This window comes from Streptomyces sp. NPDC039430 (assembly GCF_055639435.1).
The window spans coordinates 797,302-820,998 of the sequence record NZ_JBVKAK010000001.1; the positions used below are offsets into that span (position 1 = coordinate 797,302).

Sequence of the window (23,697 nt, forward strand, 5' to 3'; positions counted from 1 at the left end):
TGCTGACCTGGAGTTGTCCCCCGGCCCGCAGGGGGCGGGCCGCCGTCGTCCATGACCAAGGGGGAGGTCACGTGACAAATCCGTCGAATGCGCCCTCCGCGCCACCGCCGGCTCCGCCGCACGCGCCCGCGCGGCCGCCGATGCCGCCGTCGGCTCCGCCGGCCGGCCAGGCGCCCGCGCGCCGGGCGGCGTGGGCCGAGACCACCGAGCGGCTGCGCGCGGCCGCGACGACCGAGCCCGGCCGGCTGCGGATCATCGGCGCGGCCCTGGCCCTGCTGGTCATGGCCTTCGGGGCGGTGACGGCCTGGGAGGCGTCGGACCGGTTCACCGCCGCCGATGACGTGGTGAACCGCAGTCAGCCGCTGAGCGTGGACGCGGCGGACATCTACCGCTCGCTGGCCGACGCGGACACGGCCGCGGCGAGCGGCTTCCTGGCGGGCGCGCCGGAGCCCGCGGATGTGCGCAAGACGTACAGCACGGACATCACGACGGCGTCGGGGCTGCTGATCACGGCCGCCACGCACACGGACAGCGCCAGCGAGTCGGGCCGCCAGATCGCCACGCTCAACGAGGGACTGCCGCGCTACACCGGCCTGATCGAGCAGGCCCGCGCCTACAACCGGCAGGGGCTGCCGCTGGGCGGCGCCTATCTGCGGTACGCGAACCAGCTGATGAGCGACGAACTGCTGCCCGCCGCCGAGAAGCTGTACGCGGCGGAGACCGCGCGGCTCGCGACGGACAACGACGACGCGCGGCTGTGGCCGTTCGTCTCGACGGCGCTGGGGGTGCTGGCGTTCGGCGGTCTCTTCTGGGCGCAGCGGCGCAACTACCTGCGGACGAACCGCGTGTTCAACCACGGCCTGCTCGCCGCCACCGCCGCCGCGACGGTCCTGCTGCTCTGGCTGGCCGCCGCGCAGACCGTCGCGCGCGCGGAGCTGGACAACGCGAAGAAGCACGGCCAGGCGTCGCTGGAGGTCCTCAACGACGCGCGGATCAACTCGCTCAAGGCCCGCGCGAATGAGAACCTCACCCTGGTCGCGAGGGGCGCCGTCCTCAACGAGGACAACAAGGACAAGTACGAGACGGATTACACCACGGGCATGGACAAGCTCAGCGTCGCGCTCGGCAGGGCCGAGGGGCTCGCCGACAACAGCGACGGCCGTACACCGGTGAAGGACGCGATCGCCTCGGTCGCCGAGTGGCGCGAGCGCCACGCCCTGGCCAGCAAGGCCGACAAGACCGGTGACTACAAGACCGCGCTGGCGCTGGTGATCGGGGCGAAGGACCCGGTGGCGACCGGGTCGAAGGGCTCCACCGGCGAGTCCTTCCGCCAGGTCGACTCGTCGCTGAAGCTGGCGATCGAGCTGGAGCAGAAGGAGTTCGACACCTACGCCTCGGACGGTCTCGGCGCGCTGAACGGTCTGGCGATCGGGGCAGGCGCGCTGGCGCTGGTGGCCGCGACGGGCGCGGTCCTGGGGATCGGCCGCAGGCTTTCGGAGTACCGGTGAGAGGGGGAGGGATGACCTCGACGGACAGGCCGCGCCGGTCCCGCGGCCCCGGCCCGTTCCGGCGGCTCCGCGGCTGGGGCGGTGTCTCGGCCATGGCGGGCGCCTGTGTACTGACGGCCGCGGTCACCCTGCTGCCGCTGGCCCGTACGACCTCGGAGGGAGCGGAGCCCTCCGAGGAGCGCATCGCCACGGCCCTGCCCGCGAAGGCGGCCGACTGCCCCTCCCCCGAGGCCAGTCTCCGGCCCGCCGACGACGACAACGCCCCCGGCGTCAAGGCGATCAGAGACCGTACGGGTGACGACCGCAAGCTGATCGTCGGAGTCGACCAGAACAGCTACCGCTGGGGTGCCCGCAACCCGGACACCGGCGATCTGGAGGGCTTCGACATCGATCTGGCGAAGGCGATAGCGGCGGACATACTGGGCAGTCCGGACGCCATCGTCTTCCGTACCATCCCCACCAACCAGCGCACCGAAGCGCTGAAGAGTGGCACGGTGGACCTGGTCGTCCGGACGATGACGATCACCTGCGAGCGGCTCAAGGACGTCTCCTTCTCCACCGCCTACTTCCAGACGGGCCAGCAGATACTGGTCCCCAAGGGGTCGGCCATCAAGGGATACGACGAGTCCCTGGCCGGAAAGCGGGTCTGCACGGCCGAGGGTTCGATCGCGAACGAGACACTGAAGAGTGAATCGTTCGGCGCGATATACGAGGACGCGAATGAGGGGAAGCCTTCGGACAAGGACCAGTTGACGGTGCCCAACCAGCTCGACTGCCTGGTCAGGCTCCAGTTGGGCGAGGTCGACGCGCTGATGACGGACAACGCCCTCGCGGCCGGCCAGGCGGCCCAGGACCCGGCGGTCGAGCTGCGCGGGAAGCCGCTCAAGCCGGAGTACTACGGTGTCGCCGCCAAGCTCGGCAACGACGACCTGGTGCGCCGGGTGAACCACGTGCTGGAGGAGTACCGCGCGGGCGGGCCCAACAGCCCCTGGATGAAGTCGTACACACGGTGGCTGGCGGCGGGGCTGCCGGGCATCACGAAGCCGCCCACGGCCACGTACAAGGACTGACGGGCCGGCAACCAAGGGCCGGCAACCAAGGGCCGGGCAACGGAGGGCCGAGGATCAAGGCCGGTGACCGGCGGCACGCGGTGCGCCGGCCGGCGTTCCGGCCAGGGCCGACGAGACGAGCGGAGAGGTGAGCGATGGGCGTCACGGGTTCCTTCCCCGACTCGACGGGGAGGCCACCGGGACCGGTGATGGACCGGGACGAGGCGGACCGCGCCCTGTCACGCCTCGAAGCGGAGTACGAGGCGATCGAGACCTCGCTGCTCGCCCTCCAGGACCACGCGGGCCGCAGACTCCTCGAAGGCGCCGACCTGACCGGCGTCACCAAGGACCGCTGGGCCGCCGCCGAACTGTCGATCACGCTCCTGTGGACGTACTTCGACAGCTACACCGCGGCGCTGAACAGGGCCCGTGAGGCACGCGCCAGACGGCGCTGGCCCAACCGCGACGACCTGCTGGAGCTGACGGAGACGCTGCGCGGCCGCGCTGTCGTGGTCGCGGGCGCCGCGGGACAGCCGCCCGCGTCCCTCGCCGGCCCGGCGAAGCTCTCCGAGCGCTTCACGCTCGCGGAGCTGGTGGCCAGGATGAACGAGCTGTACGCGGCGTCCCTGGACATGGTCGTGGCCGCGGACTCGGTGTGGTCCGCGCTGCCCGCACGCATCGATCTGCTCTCCGCGGAGCTGCGGCGCACCCGCTCGCTCGCGCACTCCGTCGGCGTACGGCCCGGCGAGCATCCGGCCGGCGACGACCTGGAGTCGATCACGCGGGAACTGAGCACGCTGCGCGAGCAGGTGATCTCCGATCCGCTGGCGTTCTGGCGGCCGGGCCCCGGGAGTTCGGCGCCCGGCGGCGGCCGTCCCGACACCGAGCGCTACGACCGTGCCGCCCGCGCGCTGGAGGACGTACGGCGCGAGATCGAGGCCGTCCTGCGGGTGCGCCAGGACTCCGAGGAGCGGCTGATGCGGCTGCGGGACGTACTGTCGCGCGCGGACCGTACGCTCACCGAGGCCCGGTCGGCCCGTGGGGAGGTGCTGGCGAAGATCGCCGCCTCCGAGGTGCCCGCGGTGAGCGGTCCGCCGACGGCCCTTCAGGAACGGCTCTCGACCGCCGCCGAGTACCGCAGGCACGCGCAGTGGCACCGGCTCTCGCCGCTCCTGGAGTCGCTGGAGCGCGACGCCGAGGACGAACTGCTGCGGGCCCGCGAGTCCTTGACCGCGGTCACGGCGCCGCTGGCGGTCCGCGCCGAGCTGCGCGGCCGGCTGGACGCGTACAAGGCGAAGGTCGCCCGGCACGGACTGGCCGAGGACCCGGTGCTGATCGAGCGGTACGACGCGGCGCGCCGGATGCTGTGGAGCGCGCCCTGCGATCTGCGCGTGGCCGAGGAGGCGGTGCTGCGCTATCAGCGGGCGGCGGCGGACGTGCTGGTCCCCCGCGGGCCCGGCTCCGCCGACGGCCACAGGGGGGACACATGACGGAGCGGTACGCGGTGGCGGGCCGCAGGTCCGGACACCGGACACGGCCTGGCGGACGGACGACGGAGCGGGACGCGACAGGCACGCCGGCGTCAACGGGTCAACGGGGGGACAGATGAGCGGGACGAACGCATGCCAGCGCCCCGGCTGCGAGGGTTCGTACGAGGACATGGGCGGCGGTGAGCTGTACTGCGACACCTGCGGGCTGGCGCCCGTCGTCTCGCCCAACGGCTCGCTGTCCTCGCCGCCCACCGGCATCACGGGCGGCGGCCGGAGCAGCGGCTCCGGCCGTGGCGCGTCCTCGCGCTCGTCGTCCGGCTCCTCCGCACGGGCCTCGTCGCGGAGTTCCTCACGCTCGTCCACGTCCCGGCGCTCGGTCTCGGGCCGCCTCTCGCGCACGCTGTCCGGGCGGCTGTCGACCCAGTCGGTGTCGGTACGCAGCTCCGGCTCGTCCACGGCCGCGTCGGGCCGTAACCGCCTCGGCGCGGGCCTCGTCTCCGTACCGGACGTGCCGCGCCCCGACCCGCGCTCCGCGGTGATGGAGCATCCGGAGGTACCCGAGCGCAAGCGGTTCTGCTCGCGCTCGGACTGCGGTGCGCCGGTGGGCCGTGCGCGCGGGGACCGGCCGGGCCGTACGGAGGGGTTCTGCACCAAGTGCGGGCACCCGTACTCGTTCGTGCCGAAGCTGCACGAGGGCAATATCGTGCACGGCCAGTACGAGGTGGTGGGGTGTCTGGCCCACGGCGGTCTCGGCTGGGTCTATCTCGCGATCGACCGCGCGGTCTCGGACCGCTGGGTGGTGCTCAAGGGCCTGCTGGACACCGGCGACCAGGACGCCATGGAGGCGGCGATCTCCGAGCGCCGGTTCCTCGCGGAGATCGAGCACTCCAACATCGTCCGTATCTACAACTTCGTGGAACATCTCGACCAGCGGACCGGCTCCATGGACGGCTACATAGTCATGGAGTACGTGGGCGGCAAGTCGCTGAAGGAGATCGCCAACGATCGCCGCACCGCCGCGGGCAGGCGTGATCCGCTGCCGGTGGAGCAGGCGTGCGCGTACGGCATCGAGGCGCTGGAGGCGCTCGGCCATCTGCACAGCCGCAATCTGCTCTACTGCGACTTCAAGGTCGACAACGCGATCCAGACCGAGGACCAGCTCAAGCTCATCGACATGGGCGCGGTCCGCAGGGCGGACGACAACGAGTCGGCGATCTACGGCACCGTCGGCTACCAGGCGCCCGAGGTCGCGGAGGTCGGCCCGTCGGTGGCGTCCGATCTCTATACGGTCGCCCGCACGCTGGCGGTGCTGACCTTCGATTTCCAGGGCTACACCAACGTGTTCGCGGACTCGCTTCCGGACCCGGACAACATCGAGGTCTTCCGGACGTACGAGTCCTTCTACCGGCTGCTGGTCCGCGCGACGGACCCGGATCCGGCGCGCCGTTTCTCGTCGGCGCAGGAGATGGCGGAGCAGCTGACGGGCGTGCTGCGTGAGGTGGTGGCGCTGCAGACGGGGCGTCCGCGTCCTTCGCTGTCGACGCTGTTCGGTCCCGAGCTGCGGGTCACGGACACGGAGCTGTTCGCGGAGCTGACCGAGGAGGTCTCACAGCTGGGGGCGCGTCCCGAACGGGCCCGGGGCGGCGGTCTGTTCGGCCGGCGCGCCAGAGGGACGGGGGCGGGGCCCGCGCTCGCGGGCGGCGAGGGGACGGGCGCCGCGCCGGTCCTGCCGCCGGGCACCGGAGCCGGCGCGGTCGCCCTTCCCGCGCCGGGCGCACGGCCCGGCGTTCCTGGAGCCGGTGGACTCGCCCCGGCGGCCCCGCCGTATCTGCCGGCGCCCCGCGCCGAGGCGGCCCCGGGCGCGACGGCGGGCGTCCTGGGTACGGGCGCCTCGGGGACGAGCGTCCCGGGAACGACGGGCGCCCCGGGCCCCGGCGTGCCTCGGCTCGCGCCGCTCGACACCCGCGCGATCGCGCTGGCGCTGCCCGTACCGAGAGTCGATCCGAACGATCCGAACGCCGGATTCCTCGCCGGTCTGCTGGCCTCGGCCCCCGCCGAGCTGATCACCGCGCTGGCCGCCGCCCCCGCCGACTCCGTGGAGCGCGGACTGCGCGAGCTGCGCGCCCGGCTGGAGATGGGTGAACTGGCCACGGCCGCCGTGTCCTTGGCCGCCCTGGAGGAGCGGCGTCCGGATGACTGGCGGGTCGTCTGGTACCGGGGCGTCGCCTCGCTCTCCACGGGCGACCACGAGACCGCGGCGCTCTCGTTCGACGCGATATACGACGCGTTCCCCGGCGAGCCGGCCCCGAAGCTGGCGCTGGGCGTCTGCGCCGAGGTGCTCGGTCAGCTGGACAACGCCGCCGAGTACTACCGTCTCGTCTGGACGACCGACCCGAGCTATGTCAGCGCGGCGTTCGGTCTGGCCCGGGTGCAGCTGGCCGCCGGTGACCGGGCCGGTGCCGTACGGTCCCTGGAGTCCGTGCCCGAGGCGTCGATCCACTACACGGCGGCGCGGGTCGCGGCCGTACGGGCCAGGCTGCGGCAGCGCGGAGCGCAGACGGCGGCGGTCGCCGGTCCCGGCCAGGAGCGGCCGCTGATCGACGATCTGACGGCGGCCGCCCATCAGGTGTCCGCGCTCCAGCAGTTCGGTCTGGACGCGGTGCGGCGCGAGCGGTTGTCGACAGAGGTACTGGGGACGGCCCTGGACTGGGTACTCTCCGGTAGTCCCGGCTCCCGTCCGGTGCGGGCCGTACTGCTCGGCAGCGAACTGGACGAACGTGGGCTGCGTTTCGGACTGGAACGCTCCTACCGGGTACTCGCCCGGCTCGCTCAGCGCGGCGAGGAGAGGATCGAACTGGTGGAGCGGGCCAACCGTTTCCGCCCCCGGACGTGGGTGTGATTGATGTCCCAGAAGCCCAAGTCGGCGCAGCTGCCGACCTGCCCCAGCTGCGAGGAGCCGCTGGAGTCCGGCGACCTGTTCTGCGGCGCGTGCGGTTACGACCTGTCGGTCGTGCCGCCGCGCCCGGACGACAGACCCACCCTCGTGATGAAGGGCATGGGACCGGCGGAGCCCGAAGCCCGGGTACCCGGCGCCCGGGTACCCGACGGCACCGTGCCCGACGCCCCAGTGCCCGACGCCACGGCGGCCGGTGCTCCGGTGGCCGGTGTGGAGTGGCCGACGGTCACCGGGACCGACAGTTCCGGCACACCCGCGCCGATGCATCTGCCGGAGGAACTGCTCGGGCTGGAGTCGAGCGGCTCACGACTGCCGGCCCACCCGGATGACTTCGAGCTGCCCGCGCCCGCCGCGCCCGCCGCCGTGGTCCGGGACAGCTCGGCACGCGACTACGCGACGCGGGAGAGCACGGGCCAGGAGAGCACGGGCCAGGAGAGCGCGCACCGAGGGAGCGCGGGCCCGGAGAGGCCGAACCCGGACGCCGCCGATCCGCGCACGGTGGACCCCGGCGCCGCGCTCCCGCCCGGCGGCAAGCTCTGTGTCGCCTGCCGGGCCGGACGGGTCGACACGGACGGCTACTGCGAGAACTGCGGACACGCCCAGCCGCGCGAACGCGACCATGTGGAGCAGGAGTTGGGCGCGGTGGCGGCCGTCAGCGACCGCGGGCTGCGCCATCACCGCAACGAGGACGCGTTCGCCGTGTCGTCGGCCGCCCTGCCGGACGGCTCCCCCGCCGTGGTCGCGGTCGTCTGCGACGGCGTGTCGTCCGCGACCCGCCCCGACGAGGCCTCGGCCGCGGCGGCCTCCTCGGCGAACGAGTCCCTGCTGGCCGCGCTGGAGCGCGGTACGCATCCGCAGCAGTCGATGCACGACGCGATCGTGGTCGCGGCCGAGGCGGTCAACGCCCTCGCCACGGCCCCGGGCGGCGGGATGGGGCACGACCCGCACCGCCACCAGAACGCCCCCGCGTGCACCATCGTCGGCGCGGTGGTCGCGGGCGGCCTGCTGGTCGTCGGCTGGATCGGCGACAGCAGGGCGTACTGGATCCCGGACGACCGCGGCGGCCCGCCGGCCCGGCTCACCGAGGACGACTCCTGGGCCGCGCAGATGGTCGCGGCGGGGCTGATGAACGAGGCGGAGGCGTACGCGGACGCCCGCGCCCACGCCATCACCGGCTGGCTCGGCGCCGACGCGTACGAACTGGAGCCGCACACCGCGTCGTTCAAGCCGGACCGCCCCGGTGTGGTGGTGGTCTGCACGGACGGTCTGTGGAACTACGCGGAGGGCGCCGACGAGATGGCCAGGGCCCTGCCGGCCGACGCGGCGCGAAGGCCGCTGCACGCCGCCCAGGTACTGGTCGGGCACGCGCTCGACGGCGGGGGCCACGACAACGTAACAGTGGCGGTGCTGCCGTTCGCCCTGCCACCCCAAGGGGCAGGATCCGCCTACAACTCGGCGTGATTCCCGCTCTGCCCACGCTCGATCACGCATGCCCCTGAACTGACTGATCACTGATCAATTGAAGACCTTTTACTGCCCCTTTCACTGACTTGTCTCTGCTGTGTGGAGCGTCAAGGAGCCGATACAGATGGCGAACTTCTCCAAGTCGAACGTGCCGCAGTTCTCCGTCGACGTGTACCAGAACGAATACCTGCCGGAAGGCGGGCGCGAGGTCAGCGCGATCGTCACGGTCACCTCCACAGGGGGCGGCACCACCGGCGGAGTGCCACTGGCGGGAGCCTCGTCCACACCCTCCGCCCTTCCCGGGCACAGCCCGAACGCGGCCGTGGTGATCATGGTCGACTGTTCGGGGTCCATGGACTACCCGCCGACGAAGATGCGCAACGCGCGCGACGCCACGGCCGCGGCCGTCGACACCCTGCGCGACGGCGTCGCCTTCGCGATCGTCGGCGGTACGCATGTGGCGAAGGAGGTCTACCCGGGCAACGGAAGACTCGCGGTCGCCGACAGACAGACCAGAGCCCAGGCCAAGGAGGCGCTGCGCCGGCTGAGCGCGGGCGGCGGTACGGCCATCGGCACCTGGCTCCGGCTCGCCGACCGGCTGCTGGCCACGGCCGATGTCCCCATCCGGCACGGCATCCTGCTCACCGACGGCCGTAACGAGCACGAGGCGCCGGAGGATCTGCGGGCCGCGCTCGACTCCTGCGCGGGACGGTTCACCTGTGACGCCCGCGGTGTCGGCACGGACTGGGAGGTCAAGGAGGTCACGGGCATCGCCTCCGCGCTGCTCGGGAGCGCCGATATCGTCGCCGATCCGGCCGGGCTGGCCGCGGACTTCACCGCCATGATGGAGAACGCGATGGGCAAGGAGGTCGCGGATGTGGCGCTGCGGATGTGGACACCCGTCGGCGTGGAGATCGCGTTCGTCAAGCAGGTGGCGCCCACGGTCGAGGACTTGACCGGCCGGCGCACGGAGGCGGGGCCGCGGGCCGGGGACTATCCGACCGGGTCCTGGGGCGACGAATCGCGCGATTACCACGTGTCTGTACGGGTTCCGGAGGCCGGCATCGGCCAGGAGATGCTGGCCGCGCGGGTCTCGCTGATCCTCCCCACGCCGGGCGGCGGAGCTCCCGAGGTGCTGTCGCAGGGGCTGGTACGGGCGGTGTGGACGGACGACATGGCGGCCTCCACCTCGATAAACCCCCAGGTCGCGCACTACACGGGTCAAGCCGAACTGGCGCAAGTCATCCAACAGGGTCTGGATGCGCGTAAGTCGGGCGATTTCGACGGCGCGACCGCGAAACTGGGACGTGCGGTGCAGCTCGCCGCGTCGTCGGGGAACGCCGATACCGCGAAATTGCTTTCGAAGGTGGTGGACGTCGTCGACGCGGCGACAGGTACTGTGCGACTGAAGGCGAAGGTCGCGGACGCGGACGAGATGACCCTCGAAACGCGCTCCACCAAGACCGTTCGCGTCAAGAGATAACCGCGTAACGAAGTACCGGCATCACATCACGAAGCATCCGCGTAGCGAAGAGTCCGCCGCACGGAGATACAGAGAACGGCGGCCTGCGGGCCGGACGAGGAGAGGGGGAGGCGCCGACATGCCGACCTGCCCGAACGGACACCAGTCGGGTTCCGACGACTGGTGCGAGGTCTGCGGCCATCGCATGGCCGGTCCTGGCGCTCCCACGGGTGCCGTACCACCACCACCTCCCCCGCCGCCCGCGCCCGGCTACGGCTATCCGCCGGGCCCCGGGCCCGGTGCCACCGCCCAGGCCGAGCTGTGCCCGCAGTGCCGCACTCCACGCGAGCCGATGGCTCCGTTCTGCGAGGAGTGCCGCTGGAACTTCCTGACGAACACGGCGACGTCCTACACCCCGCTGGCCCCGCAGCCGGGCCCCGGCGGCCTCGGCGGCACCAGCAGCCCCATTCCCGGGCTGAACCTGCCACCGGGCTTCCAGGCCCAGCAGCCGCCGCGGCCGCACGATCCGTACGAGTACCAGAGCTCGCGGCCCTCGCAGCTGAACCGGCCCGCCGAGCCGCTGTCGCCCGAGCAGCCGTCGCCGCACTCGCCACCGCCGCCTCCGTCGCCCTCGCCGCAGAGCCCGCACCAGCAGGGCCCGCCGCCCCCGCCGTCGTATCAGCAGCAGGGACCCCCGCCTCCGTCCGCCTTCCAGCAGCAGTCCGCCGCCCCGCGGTCGCCCTCGCCCGCGCGGCCGGCCGGTGACGACGACTGGATGCTGCCGCCGCCCTCGGGTATGTCGGCCCCGGCTCAGCCCCATGCCCCGCAGTCCCCCCATGCCCCGCAGGCCCCGCAGTCGCAGCAGCAGTCGCATTCGTCACAGCAGTCGCAGCCGCACGCACCGGCGCAGGTGCCCCAGCAGCACGACCCGATGCGGCAGTACCAGCAGGCCCCGGCGACCTGGACGGCCGTCATCGGCCCCGACCGTGAGTACTTCATGGCGATGATGCAGCGCAGCGGCCCCGAGGCCACCGGGCTGAATCTGCCCGCCTACTCCCCCGAGCAGCGTCTGCCGCTGGCCGGGAACCAGGTCTCGATCGGCCGCCGCAGGCACTCCACCGGCGAGTCGCCCGAGATCGACCTGTCCGTCCCGCCGGAGGACCCGGGCGTCTCGCACCAGCACGCGGTCCTGGTCCACCAGCCGGACGGCAGCTGGGCCGTGGTCGACCAGAACTCGACCAACGGCACGACGCTCAACGGCGCGGAGGATCCGATACAGCCCTATGTCCCCGTCCCGCTCAAGGACGGCGACCGCGTGCATGTCGGCGCCTGGACGACGATCACGATCCGCCGGGGCTGACCCCACCGGGGCTGAGGGGCCATACGTACGGCCCCGCCGGGTCGTCCAGCCAGGCCCACTGGCGGCCGCCGGTGAGGGTGACGCCGAACCGTTCCCGCTCCGGGTGGCGCTCACGCTCCCAGAGGGAGAGCGCCTCGTGCGGGTCCAGGCTGCCCGCGGTCAGGGTCAGCAGGAAGCGGAAGAGTTCGTTCTCGCTCGCGCGCCTCGGCAGTCCGCCGAGGGGCCGGCGTGCCAGGGCCGTGCTCCCCGGCACGCCCCGCAGCGGTACGAAGTAGGCGGCGGTGTCCAGGAAGTGCCCCTCCGCGCAAGTGCCGCGCTCTCCCTCGCCACGCCCTCTCCCGCCGTCCGGTGCGCCGTTCCCGTGAGCCGCCCGCCCGACGCGGAGGTTGATCAGCCCGGTGGCGAGCGGCGCCAGGATCCGTGCCCCCGGCCGGCACTGCGACAGCCAGGTCGTCGGCACCGACGGCAGGGTGCAGGTCGCGATGATCCGGTCGAACGGAGCGCGCTCCGGGCAGCCGCGCCCGCCGTCGCCGGTGATGACGGCGGGCCGGTAGCCGGCCGCGGCGAGATGACTGCGGGCGGACTCGGTGATCTCCGGATCGACATCGACGGTGGTGACGAGTTCGTCGCCCAGCCGGTGACAGAGCAGGGCCGCGTTGTAGCCGCTGCCCGCGCCGATCTCCAGGACGCGGTCACCGTCCCGTACGTCCAGCTCCACCAGCATCCGGGCCATCAGCGAGGGCTGGCTGCTGGACGAGATCAGCTCACCGTCGCGCACCCGGGTCGCGAGGGGCCCGTCCACATACGCCCCGCGCAGCCAGCGCCGGCGCCGCACCGGGTCCGGGTCGCCGCTCCACAGCCGGTCGTAGCCACCGGGGCGGCCGACGAAGTAGTACGGCACGAAGAGATGGCGCGGTACCGCCTCGAACGCCTCGCGCCAGGCCGGGTCGTCGAGCGCCCCGGTCATCGCGATCTCCCGGATCAGCCCGGCGCGTGCGTCGGCGACGTCCGCCTCGTCCGGCCCGTACACGTCCTCCCGGTGTGCGCCCATCCCTCCACTGTCCTGGGTGAGCGGCCGGGAAGCGAGTGGGCCTTGGCATCTGCACGCCACAATCGGACAGGCCGGATGCGGGAGTGTTGGGTGGTCCTAGGCCCGAGGTCCTCGGCCGGTCCGTCTGAGACCATGGACAGGTGAACGAGATTCCGCGGGGCACGCTTCAGGAGCAGACCTTCTACGAGCAGGTCGGCGGCGAGGAGACCTTCCGGCGCCTGGTCCACCGGTTCTACCAGGGGGTGGCCGAGGATCCGCTGCTGCGGCCGATGTATCCGGAGGAGGATCTGGGCCCCGCCGAGGAGCGCCTCGTGCTCTTCCTGATGCAGTACTGGGGCGGTCCGCGCACCTACAGCGACAACCGGGGCCACCCCCGGCTGCGGATGCGCCACGCTCCGTTCACGGTGGACCGCGCCGCGCACGACGCCTGGCTCACGCACATGCGGGTGGCCGTCGAGGAGCTGGGTCTCTCCGAGGCGCACCAGCGGCAGCTGTGGGACTACCTCACCTACGCCGCCGCCTCCATGGTGAACACGGCGGGCTGACCTCTTCCCCTGTCCCTGGCCCCCGGCCCGGTCGTGTCCGGTCTTCGGACCTTCAGACCGGGGTGACCGTGAGACCGCCGATCCCCGCGCGCCGTACCGCGATCGAGCCGTACGGCGTACGGAGCCGGAGCCAGCTGCCCGACTCCAGCAGCGCCACCGGCTGTTCCCCGGCGGGCGCGGCGGCCGGCACCATGGCGCGGACCGGCCGCAGGAACCCCAGTGACTGCGCGGCGTGCACGGCCCGCAGCGGCAGAGGCGTGTCTCCGAGGGTCCTGGACCAGATCTCCCGGCCTATCCGGTCGCGTTCCGTACGGGTCCTGTCGCCGGGCGTCAACCGCTCGTCGCGGGAACGGAATTCGGCGACCGCGACGCCCAGCGCACCGCGCATGGCGTCCGTGCCCGGCAGCCCCGGCACCTGTCGCCAGCCGCCGCGCGGTGGCAGCACCCCGGCCCACGGCGGGCCGGTGACGGCCGCCGGGACGACCGCGCTGCCCGCCGCCTCGTCGATCGCCTCAAGGAATTCCCCGGCGGAGACGGTGACGTCGAGCGTGTACGGCGCGGCGAGCCGGGCCGTACGGATGGCGAGCACCTCGAACGACGCCGGCCGGCCGAACACGGCGAGGGCGCCGCCCCCGGCCTGGAGCCGTACCGCGGCGGCGCGGTCGTAGTGGATCAGCCGCGCGAGGAAGGCGCCGAGGTCGGCCGCCTCCCGCGCGTCGGCGAACTCCACTGTCTGCTCGGGCGCCGTCATGCCGCGAGCGCGTCCTTGTCCTCGGCGTCCCGCGCGCTCTCGCCCCTGTCGGTGGCGGCCTCGTCGTCGAGGTACTTCCGGAGATACATCTTCTCCTCCTCGGTGATCCGCCGGGGCCGCCCGGCCGCCAGGTCGTACGGCACGACGACCGTGGAGGCCCGTACGTACACCTGGCCCTCGTCCTTGATCTCGTACGCGATCGTCAGCGACGCGGCGTTGATCTTCGTCACCCATGACTCGATGGTCACCGGCTCGTGCCGGTGGACCAGCGGCCGCTTGTAGTCGATCTCGTGCCGGGCCACCACGGACCCGCCGGAGAAGGACGGCGAGCCGTCCCCCGGCGCCAGCCGGAACATGAAGTCGATACGGGCCTCTTCCAGATAACTGATGAAGACCGCGTTGTTGACATGCCCGAAGGCGTCCATGTCCGACCAGCGCAGCGGGCAGTTGTAGTAGTGGCGGGCCATCTCAGCCTCGCGTCAGCTTCTTGTAGGTGGCGCGGTGCGGACGGGCGGCGTCAGCGCCGAGCCGCTCGACCTTGTTCTTCTCGTACGACTCGAAGTTGCCCTCGAACCAGAACCACTTGGACTCGCCCTCGTACGCCAGGATGTGCGTGGCGACCCTGTCCAGGAACCACCGGTCGTGGGAGACGACCACGGCCGCGCCCGGGAACTCCAGCAGCGCGTTCTCCAGCGAGGACAGCGTCTCGACGTCCAGGTCGTTCGTCGGCTCGTCGAGGAGCAGCAGGTTGCCGCCCTGCTTGAGGGTCAGCGCCAGGTTGAGCCGGTTGCGCTCACCGCCGGAGAGCACACCGGCCGGCTTCTGCTGGTCCGGGCCCTTGAAGCCGAACGCGGAGACATAGGCGCGCGAGGGCATCTCGACCTGGCCGACGTTGATGTAGTCCAGTTCGTCGGAGACGACCGCCCACAGCGTCTTCTTCGGGTCGATGTTGTCGCGGCCCTGGTCGGCGTAGCTGATCTTGACGGTGTCGCCGACCTTGATGGTGCCGGAGTCCGGCTCCTCCAAGCCCTGGATCATCTTGAAGAGCGTGGTCTTGCCGGCGCCGTTCGGGCCGATGACCCCGACGATGCCATTGCGCGGGAGCGAGAACGACAGGTCGTCGATCAGGACCTTCTCGCCGAACGCCTTGGAGAGGTTCTCCACCTCGACGACGACGCTGCCGAGCCGGGGGCCCGGCGGGATCTGGATCTCCTCGAAGTCCAGCTTCCGCATCTTGTCGGCCTCGGCGGCCATTTCCTCGTAACGGGCCAGTCGCGCCTTGGACTTGGCCTGACGCCCCTTGGCGTTCGACCGCACCCACTCCAGCTCGTCCTTGAGCCGCTTGGCGCGCTTGGCGTCCTTCTGGCCCTCGACCTTGAGACGGGCCTGCTTGGTCTCCAGGTACTTGGAGTAGTTGCCCTCGTAGCCGTGGAGACGGCCGCGGTCGACCTCGCAGATCCATCCGGCGACGTTGTCGAGGAAGTACCGGTCGTGGGTGACGGCGACGACGGTGCCGGGGTACTTGGCGAGGTGCTGCTCCAGCCACTGCACGGACTCGGCGTCCAGGTGGTTGGTGGGCTCGTCGAGCAGCAGCAGGTCGGGGGCTTCGAGCAGCAGCTTGCAGAGCGCTACGCGACGGCGCTCACCACCGGAGAGGTTGGTGACGGGCCAGTCGCCGGGCGGGCAGCCGAGCGCGTCCATGGCCTGTTCGAGCTGGGTGTCCAGGTCCCACGCGTTGGCGTGGTCGAGGTCCTCCTGGAGCTTGCCCATCTCCTCCATCAGCGCGTCGGAGTAGTCGGTCGCCATCAGCTCGGCCACTTCGTTGAAGCGGTTGAGCTTGCCCATGATCTCGGCGGCGCCGTCCTGGACGTTCTGCAGCACGGTCTTGGACTCGTCCAGCGGCGGCTCCTGGAGGAGCATGCCGACGGTGTATCCGGGGGAGAGGAACGCGTCGCCGTTGGACGGCTGCTCCAGACCCGCCATGATCTTCAGCACGGTGGACTTACCGGCGCCGTTCGGACCCACCACACCGATCTTCGCGCCCGGCAGGAAGCTCAGCGTCACGTCATCGAGGATGACCTTGTCGCCGTGCGCCTTACGCGTCTTGCGCATCGTGTAGATGTACTCAGCCAAGAGAAACCGTCCGGCAATCGAGAAGGGCCAATGTGCGGCTCCGCCGCGTGAGGGCAGATACACGCCATCTTGCCGCATGTCCATCCCCCGATGGAAACCAGTACCGCTCCCCGGACCGCTCTCACGCCGTTCTCACGGCCGTGGCCCCTGGCACGCGGGTGCGTGCCGGGGGCCACGGGCTGCGAGGTCTCACTCAGCGCGAGATGTCCGTCACTCTCCGGGAGTCGACGATGTGGCGGCGTTCTTCTTACGGAGAAGGAACACGGCGCCGCCGCCGAGCACCACGAGCGCGATCGCGATGCCCGCGATGACCGGGGTCGCGCTGGAGGAGCCGGTCGCCGCGAGGTTGTCCGTGGCGGCCGCCGAGGAGCCGCCGGCCGAGGCCGGGAGCGGCTGCGAGGACTCCTGCTGGGTCACGGGGCCCGAGTCGCCGGTGGTCAGGCAGTCCAGGACGCCCTTGAAGTTCTGCGTGAACCCCGCGGGTCCGGTGATGGTGAAGTCGTACGCCTCGTCCTCGCCGACCGGGACGGTGACGGTCTTGGACTCGCCCGCCGGGACCGCGTACTCGGTGCCCTTGAGCTCGAAGACGAACGGTTCGTCACCCTTGTTGGCGGCGGTGATGTCGACGCCGCCCTCCGCGCAGTTCTTCTGAGCGGCGACGGCGGGGATCGCGCCCTGCTCGGCCCAGGTCGCGGTCGCCGTCGCCGAGACCGTGGACTCGCTGGACCCGGCCAGGATCTGCGTCTGGCTCTTGGTCACCCCGGCGAACGCGCGGCCGACCGGTACGGAGGTGGTGGCCTGCACACCGAGCGAGGCGGTGCCGTCGGCGGCGTCGGACGGGACGTCGAAGTACAGCTGCGTCCCGTTGGCGGCGGTGGTGACCGGGGCGCCGTCCTTGTCGGTGATCCTGACGCCGCTGGCGGCGGCGTCGGCGGGCGGCGTGACGGTGACACCGGCGGCGTCGGTGCGGAGGGTGATCGGGCCGAGCTTCTCACCGGCCTTGCCGGAGACCGCGCCGGGCTCAAGCGTCAGGGACGCCTTGGGCTCGGGGGCGTCCTGGGCGCTCTTCTCCAGCCAGTCGGCGAGCTTCTCGGCCGCCGGGTCGCTGGCGTCGACATCGGCGCTGTCCGAGTAGCGCCAGATCGCGACCTGGGTGCCCGCCGCCGCCGTCTTCTCGGTGAGGGGCCCGGTCTCCGCGCTCTTGGCGAGTGCCGAGAGGTCGTCTATCTGCGGGTAGGAGTGCTCCAGGATCCAGCGGATCTTGCCGGCGTTCTTGTTGGCGCCCAGCGAGGTCTGGTTCCAGGGGGTCTCCAGGTATTTCGCCTGGTCCTGTGTGGGGTTGTGGATATCGATGCAGTACGTCTTGAGCTTGCCGCCGCCGTCCACGGTCATCTCGAACAGCCCGGCGGGGAGTTGCTGGTCCTTGCCGTCGCTGTGGAGCACGGCGCCGTCGTAGGTCTTCAGTCCGTCGAGGGTGGCCGCGGCGCCGCCCTGGTGCGGGGGGACCTCGTCGGCGGCGGCCGCGCCCGCGCCGGCCACCGAGCCCATGGCCACCAGTCCCGAGACGAGCACCGCGGCGGCGAGACGGGCGGCGCCCCGCTTCCGTACGGATGACGCTGATATCGCAGAAAACACAGAATTCCCCTTCGGGCGAGATTCTTCCGCGTTGAACGCGTGGGGGGATGCCTCGCCAGCAGACTCAAGTGCCCCGTGGGTACTCGCGAATCCTATGGACGGCGCGAACCGCCGGTGTCCACTCAAGCACTCTGATAACCGTTCCGAATCGGAATCGTTATCGACACTCCGGCAGAACTATGCAATGCGCACGAGTATATCGACATGTCTCCACAACCCACGCTCAGGGAACGGCAGTCGAGGCCGCGACGAGCGTACGGGCGGGTCCCGAGCCCGCCGTGCGTGCGGGTCCCGCGCCCGCCGTCCCGCCCGGCGCCGCGCCCGGCGCCCCGTCCCGTGCCGGCTCCGGCGCGGGAAACCGCCCCTGCTCCGGCCCCTGAAGCCGCGTCCGCTCCCGCTCCTCCCCCTCCGTCGACGGCTGGTGACGCTCCGTCAGGGAGGGAGTCGCCCTGGTCACACGTCTGAACGCGGCGGTCCCACGCGTCAGATCGTGACCGACCGCCAACGCGTCGATCTCCACGGACGTCCGGCGCTGCCCTTCCCGTTCGTCCTCCCGCACCCGCAGTCGGCCGTGCACGACGAGCGGCTCACCGACGGAGACCGAGGCGGCCAGATTCGCTCCCAGCGTCCGCCACGCCCATACCGTGTAGAAGCTCGTGGGCCCGTCCGCCCAGCTGTTCTTCTGCCGGTCCCAGCGGCGCCCGGTCACCGCGAATCGGAACCGGGCCACCCCGCCCGTGGCCGACTCCCTGAATTCCACACCTGTCGCGACGTTCCCCACCACGGTTACCACGGTGTCGTTCATAACGGCCCTCCCCGTCCGGCTGCATTGACTGATCCCATGCTGGACCGGATGGAAAGAATGCGCTGTCGGCTGTGGATTACCCGTCAGTTGTGGAAAACCCCGTCACTCGCCTCATCCGCCCGTGCGCGACACGGTCACGTACTGCTCCCGCACCTCCCGGTAGCGCATCAGCTCCCCCGAGATCGGGTCCAGCACCCTCGCCCTCCCGCAGGCCGCCGCCGCCTCGCGCAGCCGCCGCTCGGCGTCCTGCCCGTACCGCCGCGCCGGCCCCATCGCGGCCGCCCCGCACGCCCACTCCACGAACGGCCCGCCGATGATCCCGGCGAGCATCACCAGCACGGGCGGCAGCAGTCCCGGTTCCAGTACGCCGACGATCTGCCCCACCAGCCACAGCGCGCCGAAGATCTGAAGCAGCGTCATGGACGCCTGTGCCAGCACGGCCGCGGGCCACCAGGCGGGCCGCGGCGGCCTGCTGCTCGGGGTCGCCGCCGTCACCGCCAGCTCGTCCAGCGCCTCCGGCAGCCCCTCCGCACCCCGCGCCGCGGCCTCGCGCACGGAGTGCGCCCAGGGCGCGGGCAGCCCGGCGGACGCCTCCTCCGCCACCGTGCGTACGGCCTGCTCGACCCGCTGCCGTGCCGTCAGCTCCTCCTCCACGACCGCCGGGGGCCGCGGCGTCTGGCCGCCGGGCATCCGCGTGGACTCGTACCACCGCCACAGCCGCAGCCAGGGCGTCCCGCACGCGCGCCCCGCGTTCCTGCGCCAGGCGCGCTCCGCCGCCTCGCCCGCGGCCACCGCGCCGACCGCCCAGGCCAGCCGGTCGGCGAACTGCTCACGGGAACGCTCGCCGAGCCCGGCCCGCCCCTCGGCGACATACGCGGAGCGCAGCCGCCACGCCGCCGCGTCCACGTCGGCGGAGAGCCGCCGTTCCGCCGCGGTCCGCTCCTGCACGAACCGCCCCAGCAGCTCGCGCAGTTCGCCCACGCCGTGCCCGCTGAGCGCGGAGACCGCGAGGACCGTGGCGCCGGGCTCGCCGTGTTCGCCGAGGGCCATCCCGTCCTCGTCGAGCAGCCGGCGCAGATCGTCGAGCACCTGGTCGGCCGCGTCGCCGGGGAGCCGGTCGATCTGGTTGAGCACGACGAAGGTGATCTCCGCGTGGCCGGCGAGCGGCCGCAGATAGCGCTCGTGCAGCGCGGCGTCCGCGTACTTCTCGGGATCGACGACCCAGATCACCGCGTCCACGAGCGCGAGCACCCGGTCCACCTGCTCACGGTGGCGGACGACGGCCGAGTCGTGGTCCGGGAGGTCGACGAGGACCAGGCCGTGCAGTTCCTCGTCGCCGTCCCCGCCCGCCAGCGGCTTGCGCCGCAGCCGCCCCGGGATGGCCAGCCGGTCGAGCAGCCCCGCGGCGCCGTCGGACCAGACGCAGGCGATGGGGGCGGAGGTGGTGGGCCTGCGCAGGCCCGTCTCCGAGATCGGCACCTCGGCCAGGGCGTTGAACAGCGTCGATTTGCCGCTGCCCGTCGCTCCCGCGATGGCGACGACGGTATGGCGCGAGGAGAGCCGCTGACGGGCGGACGCCTCGTCCAGGACACGTCCGGCCTCGGCGAGTACGGACCCTTCGAGCCGGGTCCTCGACAGGCCGAGCAGCTCGCCCAGGGCGTCGAGACGTACCCGCAGAGAGCCGCCGTACGCGCCCCCGATGGGTGTGTGGGCCTCGGCGTCGTCGGAACCGGCGCCCAGCGTGCCGTCGAGGCCGTCCAGCCCGCTGAAGCCGTCCAGGCCGCCGAGGCCGTCCGGAGACCCCTTCTCGGTGGCACGGCGGGCGATCAGCCCGTCGTCCCAGCTGCCGGCGGAGGTGCCGGTCTCGTCGGGGACGGACACGAACTCTCCGGACGCGAACTCGTCGGACGCGAAGGCATCCGGCTCGGAGGCGGCGGACGCGGCGGCCTCATCGGGCCCCTCGGATTGGTCCGATTCAGCCGATTCAGCCGATTGGCCAGATTCAATGGATTCGCCAGATTCGCCGGATTCCATCGATTTACCTGATTTCATGAATTTCACAGGCTTCATGAATTTCGCGAGCTTCGCGGACTTCCCGGAGTCGGTGGCTTTCTCGGCTCCCTCCCCTCCATTCTCAGGAGCCGCGGCAGCCTTATCGGCCTTAGCGGCCCTTTCGGCCTCATCAACCTCATCGGCTTCACTACCCTCACCAGCAACACCAGTCACTTGAGCCACCTCGCTCACCTTTTTTCCCTCTGGAGTACGGACAGCGCGGCGATCAGCTCGGCCTGCGGCTCCGGGGTCACCTCAAGCGCGTCGAGGGGCGCCAGCCGCCGGTCGCGCTCCCCGTGCAGTACGCGATCGATGTATGTCGTCACCAGCTCGCCGCCCCGGTCGCGCAGCCGCAGCGCCGCGTGCGCCCCGACCCGTTCCGCGAGCCGTTCCCCCGCGAGCCGGGCCCGTCTGCCGCCCAGCAGGGCCGCCGCGAGCAGCGCCGCGACGGTCTCGGCGTCGGGCGCGGGGGTCCGTTCGAGCTGGCGCACTTCCTCCTCGGCCAGTTCCTCAAGGACGCGGCGCCAGCGGCGTACGGCCATGCCGACCCGTTCCGCCGCCTCCCCGTCCGGGCCCGGCATGGGCAGCGCCCCGGCGGCCGGCTCGCGCTGCCACGCCTCCTCCACCCGCTCCTCGGCGGCGGCGACCGCGCACTGGAGGAGGGCGCCCAGGCTCTCCACCAGCGAGTCGAGCAGCTCACGCGCCGAGCTGTCCCGGGGATAGCCGCGCCAGCGGGTGCGCGCGTCCCCGGCGAGCACGGCCCCGCGCTGGAGTTGCCTGCGCACCCGCTCGCCCTCGGCCGCGTAGGCGTCCTCCACCGCGCCCGTCAGCCGCACGGCGGCGGCGTACTGCGCGGCCACCGCCCCCGCCAGCTCGGGCATACGCGCGTTCAGGGAGTCGATGACCCCGGCCGCCGTACGCACCAGGGCCTGCTGACGGGCCGCCGGGTCCTGCACCCGGTGCGCGAGCCAGGCGAGCAGCGGCGCGACGGCGGTGGTGGGCAGCAGGCCCCGCCCGGCGCCCGCGGACTCGGGCAGTTCGGGGATGGTGAACCGCGGTACGTCACCGAGCCCCGCCCGGGTCAGCAGCGCCGCGTACTGCCGTGACACCTCGTCGATCACCTGGTGCGGCACCCGATCGAGGACGGTCACCAGCGACGCGTCGTACTCCTTCGCGGTACGAAGCAGATGCCAGGGCACGGCGTCCGCGTACCGGGAGGCGGTGGTCACCATGACCCACACGTCCGCGGCGCAGATCAACTCGGCGGCCAGCAGCCGGTTGTCCACCACGAGCGAGTCGATGTCGGGCGCGTCGAGCAGCGCGAGCCCGCGGGGCAGAGCCGCGGCCGTGTCGATACGCAGCGCGCTCTGCTCCACGGGCACCGTCCCGTCCGCGCCGGCCCCCGCGTCGTCCTCCTGCTGCGGCAGCCATACGCGCGTCAGATGCGGCAACACCCGCATCCCGGCGAACCAGTGGTGGTCCTCGGGGTGGCAGACCAGTACGGGGGTACGTGTGGTGGGCCGCAGCACCCCCGCCTCACTGACCCGCCGCCCCACAAGGGAGTTGACGAGCGTGGACTTCCCGGCGCCTGTGGACCCCCCGACGACCACGAGCAGGGGTGCTTCGGGGTCCCTGAGCCTGGGCAGCAGATAGTCGTCGAGCTGCGCGAGCAGCTCGGCCCTGGTCTGCCGGGCACGCGGCGCCCCGGTGAGAGGCAGTGGAAGACGCACGGCGGCGACACGGTCGCGCAGTGCGGTAAGTGCGTCGAGCAGCTGGGGCCGTACGTCCAAGGTCACCACATGCGAAGAATGCCCAATTTTGGAGCCTTTTTGAAGCGTATGGACATCCCTGCGCGCCGATCACATACTCGGGACAGACGGGACGAGTGGGGCGCAGGCATAACGACTGCACAACACCCGGGGCGCCGAGGGCCAAAAGCGATGCGTGAATCGCACCTGCCTGCGATTATCGGTTCGCTTCACTGAACCTCCACAACGTGCCACGGGCGTGAAGCAACCGGGTCAAGGGGATCGGAGCCCTATCCTTGTCCCGGCAAGGTCGTGGAACTACCCAACCGGGGCTCCAGGTCACCGAGGCCACCACCCGGCCCCCGTAGCTCAGTGGATAGAGCAGGTGCCTTCTAAGCACTTGGCCGCAGGTTCGAGTCCTGCCGGGGGCGCTTTTCTACGCGCGGTGCACGGCCCTCCCTCAGGGAGGGCCTTTGCGCAGGTCAGCGCAAATGTAGCGGGCACGCTGTAGCGGCGCCGTAAACGCCGAGGCTCCCGCGCGGGGCACGGGGGACGCCTCGTGGGGACACGGGCGCGTGGGGCGAGTGACGCTCGGTGGTCAGGCGCTCCCGGTGGCCATGGTCAATTGCTCCCGGCGGGCAGGGCGCTTGGCCCGGTCAGCAGGTCGCTGTGGAGCCGGGCGAGGATCCGTTCGTGGGCCGGGGTGAAGTGCCGGCGCCAGACCCCCACCTCCAGGTCGTCGCCGCCGGCGCGCGGGGAGGGCAGGTCCGGGGAGGGAGAGGGCAGGTCCAGGGCGAGCGAGGGGTGTCCGGTGGCGCGCAGCAGGCGCGTCACGGCCTCTTCGCGGGCCTCGGTGGTTCCGCCGTGGGCGGGGCCCGCGAGTTCCTCATGGGTGATCACGGTCACCGCCGGGTGGCGCGCCAGCCATTGGCAGCGGCGGGTCTCCTCCATGCCGGGGAAGGCGGGATCGGTCAGGGCCAGGGTGATTCTGGCGTCCATGGTGGGCAGGGCCCTGACGATGTCCCGGTAGATGAGGTGGTCGGGCAGGGATCCGACGCGCTCCGCGGGTCCGGAGAGCAGCTGGATCTGGCTGATGATCCGGTCCCGTACATCGCGGTCATGAAAGATGACCGGCGGCTGCCCCTCCGCGTGCCAGGCGCGCAGGAAGCCGGCCTCGGCCCGCTGGAGGTCGAGGCCCGTGACGTACCAGCAGCCCCGGCCCGGCAGAAGACGGTGCAGTTCGCTGTCCGGCACCCGGGCCAGACGCCCTTCGAGATCCGGATCCAGGGGTGAGGTGAGGGTGACCGGCTGGCCCAGGCGCGTCCACCACACCCGCCACAGGGCGCTGACCGCTTCCTGGAAGGCCGACCTCAGTTCGTCCCGCTCGTCGTCCCGCTCCTCGTCCCGCCGACGCAGCAGCCGTACGGCCCGGTCCTGTCCGTAGGAGGCCACCAGCAGGGGGTAGACCTCGCCGGGACCGGGACCGGCACCCGTACCGGGGCGAGGGCCAGTGCCGGAGCCGGGGCGCTCATCGCCTGCGGGCCGGACCTCGCTCATCGTCCCGTAGGGGGCGTAGCCGAGGGCGGTCGTGAACTCCGTCAGCAGTGGAGTACCACTGCCACGCGGCGAGACGACGATCAGTTGGGGCGCGGCCATGGAACATCTCCGGGGAGGGACGGGGGCGGAAG

At 72.0% G+C, this 23,697-nt stretch carries 17 protein-coding genes and 1 tRNA gene; 9 read left to right on the plus strand and 9 right to left on the minus strand.

Features of this window, described 5'->3' with window-relative positions; genetic code table 11:
* The first annotated feature begins 71 nt into the window (after window positions 1–71).
* The 7 genes from ACZ7LS_RS03400 to ACZ7LS_RS03430 all read left to right on the plus strand — a co-directional run bounded on the left by ACZ7LS_RS03400 (window position 72) and on the right by ACZ7LS_RS03430 (window position 11,289).
* The gene (locus tag ACZ7LS_RS03400) at window positions 72–1,508 is read left to right on the plus strand and encodes a hypothetical protein (RefSeq protein WP_385341578.1); all 1,437 of its coding nucleotides are present in this window, start codon (window positions 72–74) and stop codon (window positions 1,506–1,508) included.
* Window positions 1,509–1,519: 11 nt separating this feature from the next.
* Entirely contained in the window at window positions 1,520–2,578 is a 1,059-nt protein-coding gene (locus tag ACZ7LS_RS03405; protein ID WP_385136368.1) for a glutamate ABC transporter substrate-binding protein, read from the plus strand.
* A gap of 134 nt (window positions 2,579–2,712) precedes the next feature.
* Window positions 2,713–4,047 (plus strand): hypothetical protein, encoded by a 1,335-nt coding sequence (locus ACZ7LS_RS03410; protein WP_382521605.1) that lies wholly within the window; start codon window positions 2,713–2,715, stop codon window positions 4,045–4,047.
* 115 nt (window positions 4,048–4,162) lie between these two features.
* Complete coding sequence (locus ACZ7LS_RS03415; RefSeq protein WP_385136365.1) at window positions 4,163–6,946, plus strand: serine/threonine-protein kinase; 2,784 nt, start codon at window positions 4,163–4,165, stop codon at window positions 6,944–6,946.
* Between the two features lie 3 nt (window positions 6,947–6,949).
* Window positions 6,950–8,464, plus strand: a complete 1,515-nt coding sequence (locus tag ACZ7LS_RS03420) for a PP2C family protein-serine/threonine phosphatase (protein ID WP_385136362.1) — start codon at window positions 6,950–6,952, stop codon at window positions 8,462–8,464.
* A 127-nt stretch (window positions 8,465–8,591) separates the two neighbouring features.
* Window positions 8,592–9,950, plus strand: a complete 1,359-nt coding sequence (locus ACZ7LS_RS03425) for a vWA domain-containing protein (RefSeq protein WP_385136359.1) — start codon at window positions 8,592–8,594, stop codon at window positions 9,948–9,950.
* Window positions 9,951–10,068: 118 nt separating this feature from the next.
* Window positions 10,069–11,289 carry an FHA domain-containing protein gene (locus ACZ7LS_RS03430; RefSeq protein WP_385136356.1) on the plus strand — a complete coding sequence of 407 codons (1,221 nt, stop codon included), beginning with the start codon at window positions 10,069–10,071 and terminating at the stop codon, window positions 11,287–11,289.
* Here the strand turns inward: ACZ7LS_RS03430 and ACZ7LS_RS03435 are convergent.
* Window positions 11,270–12,340: a methyltransferase domain-containing protein gene (locus ACZ7LS_RS03435; protein ID WP_382521592.1), complete on the minus strand. Its 1,071-nt coding sequence runs from the start codon at window positions 12,338–12,340 to the stop codon at window positions 11,270–11,272. The two genes, ACZ7LS_RS03430 and ACZ7LS_RS03435, sit on opposite strands and share 20 nt — an antisense overlap.
* Window positions 12,341–12,480: 140 nt before the next feature.
* Between ACZ7LS_RS03435 and ACZ7LS_RS03440 the strand changes: the two genes are divergently transcribed.
* Entirely contained in the window at window positions 12,481–12,885 is a 405-nt protein-coding gene (locus ACZ7LS_RS03440) for a globin (RefSeq protein ID WP_382521589.1), read from the plus strand.
* Window positions 12,886–12,937: 52 nt separating this feature from the next.
* Here ACZ7LS_RS03440 and ACZ7LS_RS03445 read toward each other — a convergent pair whose 3' ends face one another.
* The 7 genes from ACZ7LS_RS03445 to ACZ7LS_RS03475 form a co-directional block, all read right to left on the minus strand.
* The gene (locus tag ACZ7LS_RS03445) at window positions 12,938–13,636 is read right to left on the minus strand and encodes a DUF8010 domain-containing protein (RefSeq protein WP_382521587.1); all 699 of its coding nucleotides are present in this window, start codon (window positions 13,634–13,636) and stop codon (window positions 12,938–12,940) included.
* Window positions 13,633–14,103 carry an acyl-CoA thioesterase gene (locus ACZ7LS_RS03450; RefSeq protein WP_382521584.1) on the minus strand — a complete coding sequence of 157 codons (471 nt, stop codon included), beginning with the start codon at window positions 14,101–14,103 and terminating at the stop codon, window positions 13,633–13,635. The genes ACZ7LS_RS03445 and ACZ7LS_RS03450 overlap by 4 nt, the downstream gene beginning before the upstream one ends.
* 1 nt (window position 14,104) lies before the next feature.
* Window positions 14,105–15,769: an energy-dependent translational throttle protein EttA gene (gene ettA, locus ACZ7LS_RS03455; protein ID WP_382521581.1), complete on the minus strand. Its 1,665-nt coding sequence runs from the start codon at window positions 15,767–15,769 to the stop codon at window positions 14,105–14,107.
* Window positions 15,770–15,979: 210 nt separating this feature from the next.
* Window positions 15,980–17,404, minus strand: coding sequence for a Cys-Gln thioester bond-forming surface protein (locus ACZ7LS_RS03460; RefSeq protein WP_385136352.1), 1,425 nt, complete (start codon window positions 17,402–17,404; stop codon window positions 15,980–15,982).
* A 223-nt stretch (window positions 17,405–17,627) separates the two neighbouring features.
* Window positions 17,628–18,209, minus strand: a complete 582-nt coding sequence (locus tag ACZ7LS_RS03465) for a single-stranded DNA-binding protein (RefSeq protein ID WP_385136349.1) — start codon at window positions 18,207–18,209, stop codon at window positions 17,628–17,630.
* 111 nt (window positions 18,210–18,320) lie between these two features.
* Window positions 18,321–19,949: a YfjP family GTPase gene (locus tag ACZ7LS_RS03470; protein WP_469448787.1), complete on the minus strand. Its 1,629-nt coding sequence runs from the start codon at window positions 19,947–19,949 to the stop codon at window positions 18,321–18,323.
* Between the two features lie 500 nt (window positions 19,950–20,449).
* Complete coding sequence (locus tag ACZ7LS_RS03475) at window positions 20,450–22,051, minus strand: dynamin family protein (protein ID WP_382666592.1); 1,602 nt, start codon at window positions 22,049–22,051, stop codon at window positions 20,450–20,452.
* Between the two features lie 316 nt (window positions 22,052–22,367).
* On the opposite strand from ACZ7LS_RS03475, the gene ACZ7LS_RS03480 reads away from it, so the two are divergent.
* Window positions 22,368–22,440 (plus strand) — tRNA-Arg (locus ACZ7LS_RS03480).
* A gap of 190 nt (window positions 22,441–22,630) precedes the next feature.
* Here ACZ7LS_RS03480 and ACZ7LS_RS03485 read toward each other — a convergent pair.
* Window positions 22,631–23,665, minus strand: coding sequence for a hypothetical protein (locus ACZ7LS_RS03485; protein ID WP_385136346.1), 1,035 nt, complete (start codon window positions 23,663–23,665; stop codon window positions 22,631–22,633).
* Between the last annotated feature and the right edge of the window lie 32 nt (window positions 23,666–23,697).

Excerpts from the sequence above, each read along its gene's own strand:
- ACZ7LS_RS03425 (WP_385136359.1), top strand. The coding sequence starts at position 8,592 with ATGGCGAACTTCTCCAAGTCGAACGTGCCGCAGTTCTCCGTCGACGTG.
- ACZ7LS_RS03450 (WP_382521584.1), bottom strand. The coding sequence starts at position 14,103 with ATGGCCCGCCACTACTACAACTGCCCGCTGCGCTGGTCGGACATGGAC.
- ACZ7LS_RS03405 (WP_385136368.1), top strand. The coding sequence starts at position 1,520 with ATGACCTCGACGGACAGGCCGCGCCGGTCCCGCGGCCCCGGCCCGTTC.
- ACZ7LS_RS03445 (WP_382521587.1), bottom strand. The coding sequence starts at position 13,636 with ATGACGGCGCCCGAGCAGACAGTGGAGTTCGCCGACGCGCGGGAGGCG.
- ACZ7LS_RS03415 (WP_385136365.1), top strand. The coding sequence starts at position 4,163 with ATGAGCGGGACGAACGCATGCCAGCGCCCCGGCTGCGAGGGTTCGTAC.
- ACZ7LS_RS03465 (WP_385136349.1), bottom strand. The coding sequence starts at position 18,209 with ATGAACGACACCGTGGTAACCGTGGTGGGGAACGTCGCGACAGGTGTG.
- ACZ7LS_RS03430 (WP_385136356.1), top strand. The coding sequence starts at position 10,069 with ATGCCGACCTGCCCGAACGGACACCAGTCGGGTTCCGACGACTGGTGC.
- ACZ7LS_RS03410 (WP_382521605.1), top strand. The coding sequence starts at position 2,713 with ATGGGCGTCACGGGTTCCTTCCCCGACTCGACGGGGAGGCCACCGGGA.
- ACZ7LS_RS03435 (WP_382521592.1), bottom strand. The coding sequence starts at position 12,340 with ATGGGCGCACACCGGGAGGACGTGTACGGGCCGGACGAGGCGGACGTC.
- ACZ7LS_RS03485 (WP_385136346.1), bottom strand. The coding sequence starts at position 23,665 with ATGGCCGCGCCCCAACTGATCGTCGTCTCGCCGCGTGGCAGTGGTACT.
- ACZ7LS_RS03420 (WP_385136362.1), top strand. The coding sequence starts at position 6,950 with ATGTCCCAGAAGCCCAAGTCGGCGCAGCTGCCGACCTGCCCCAGCTGC.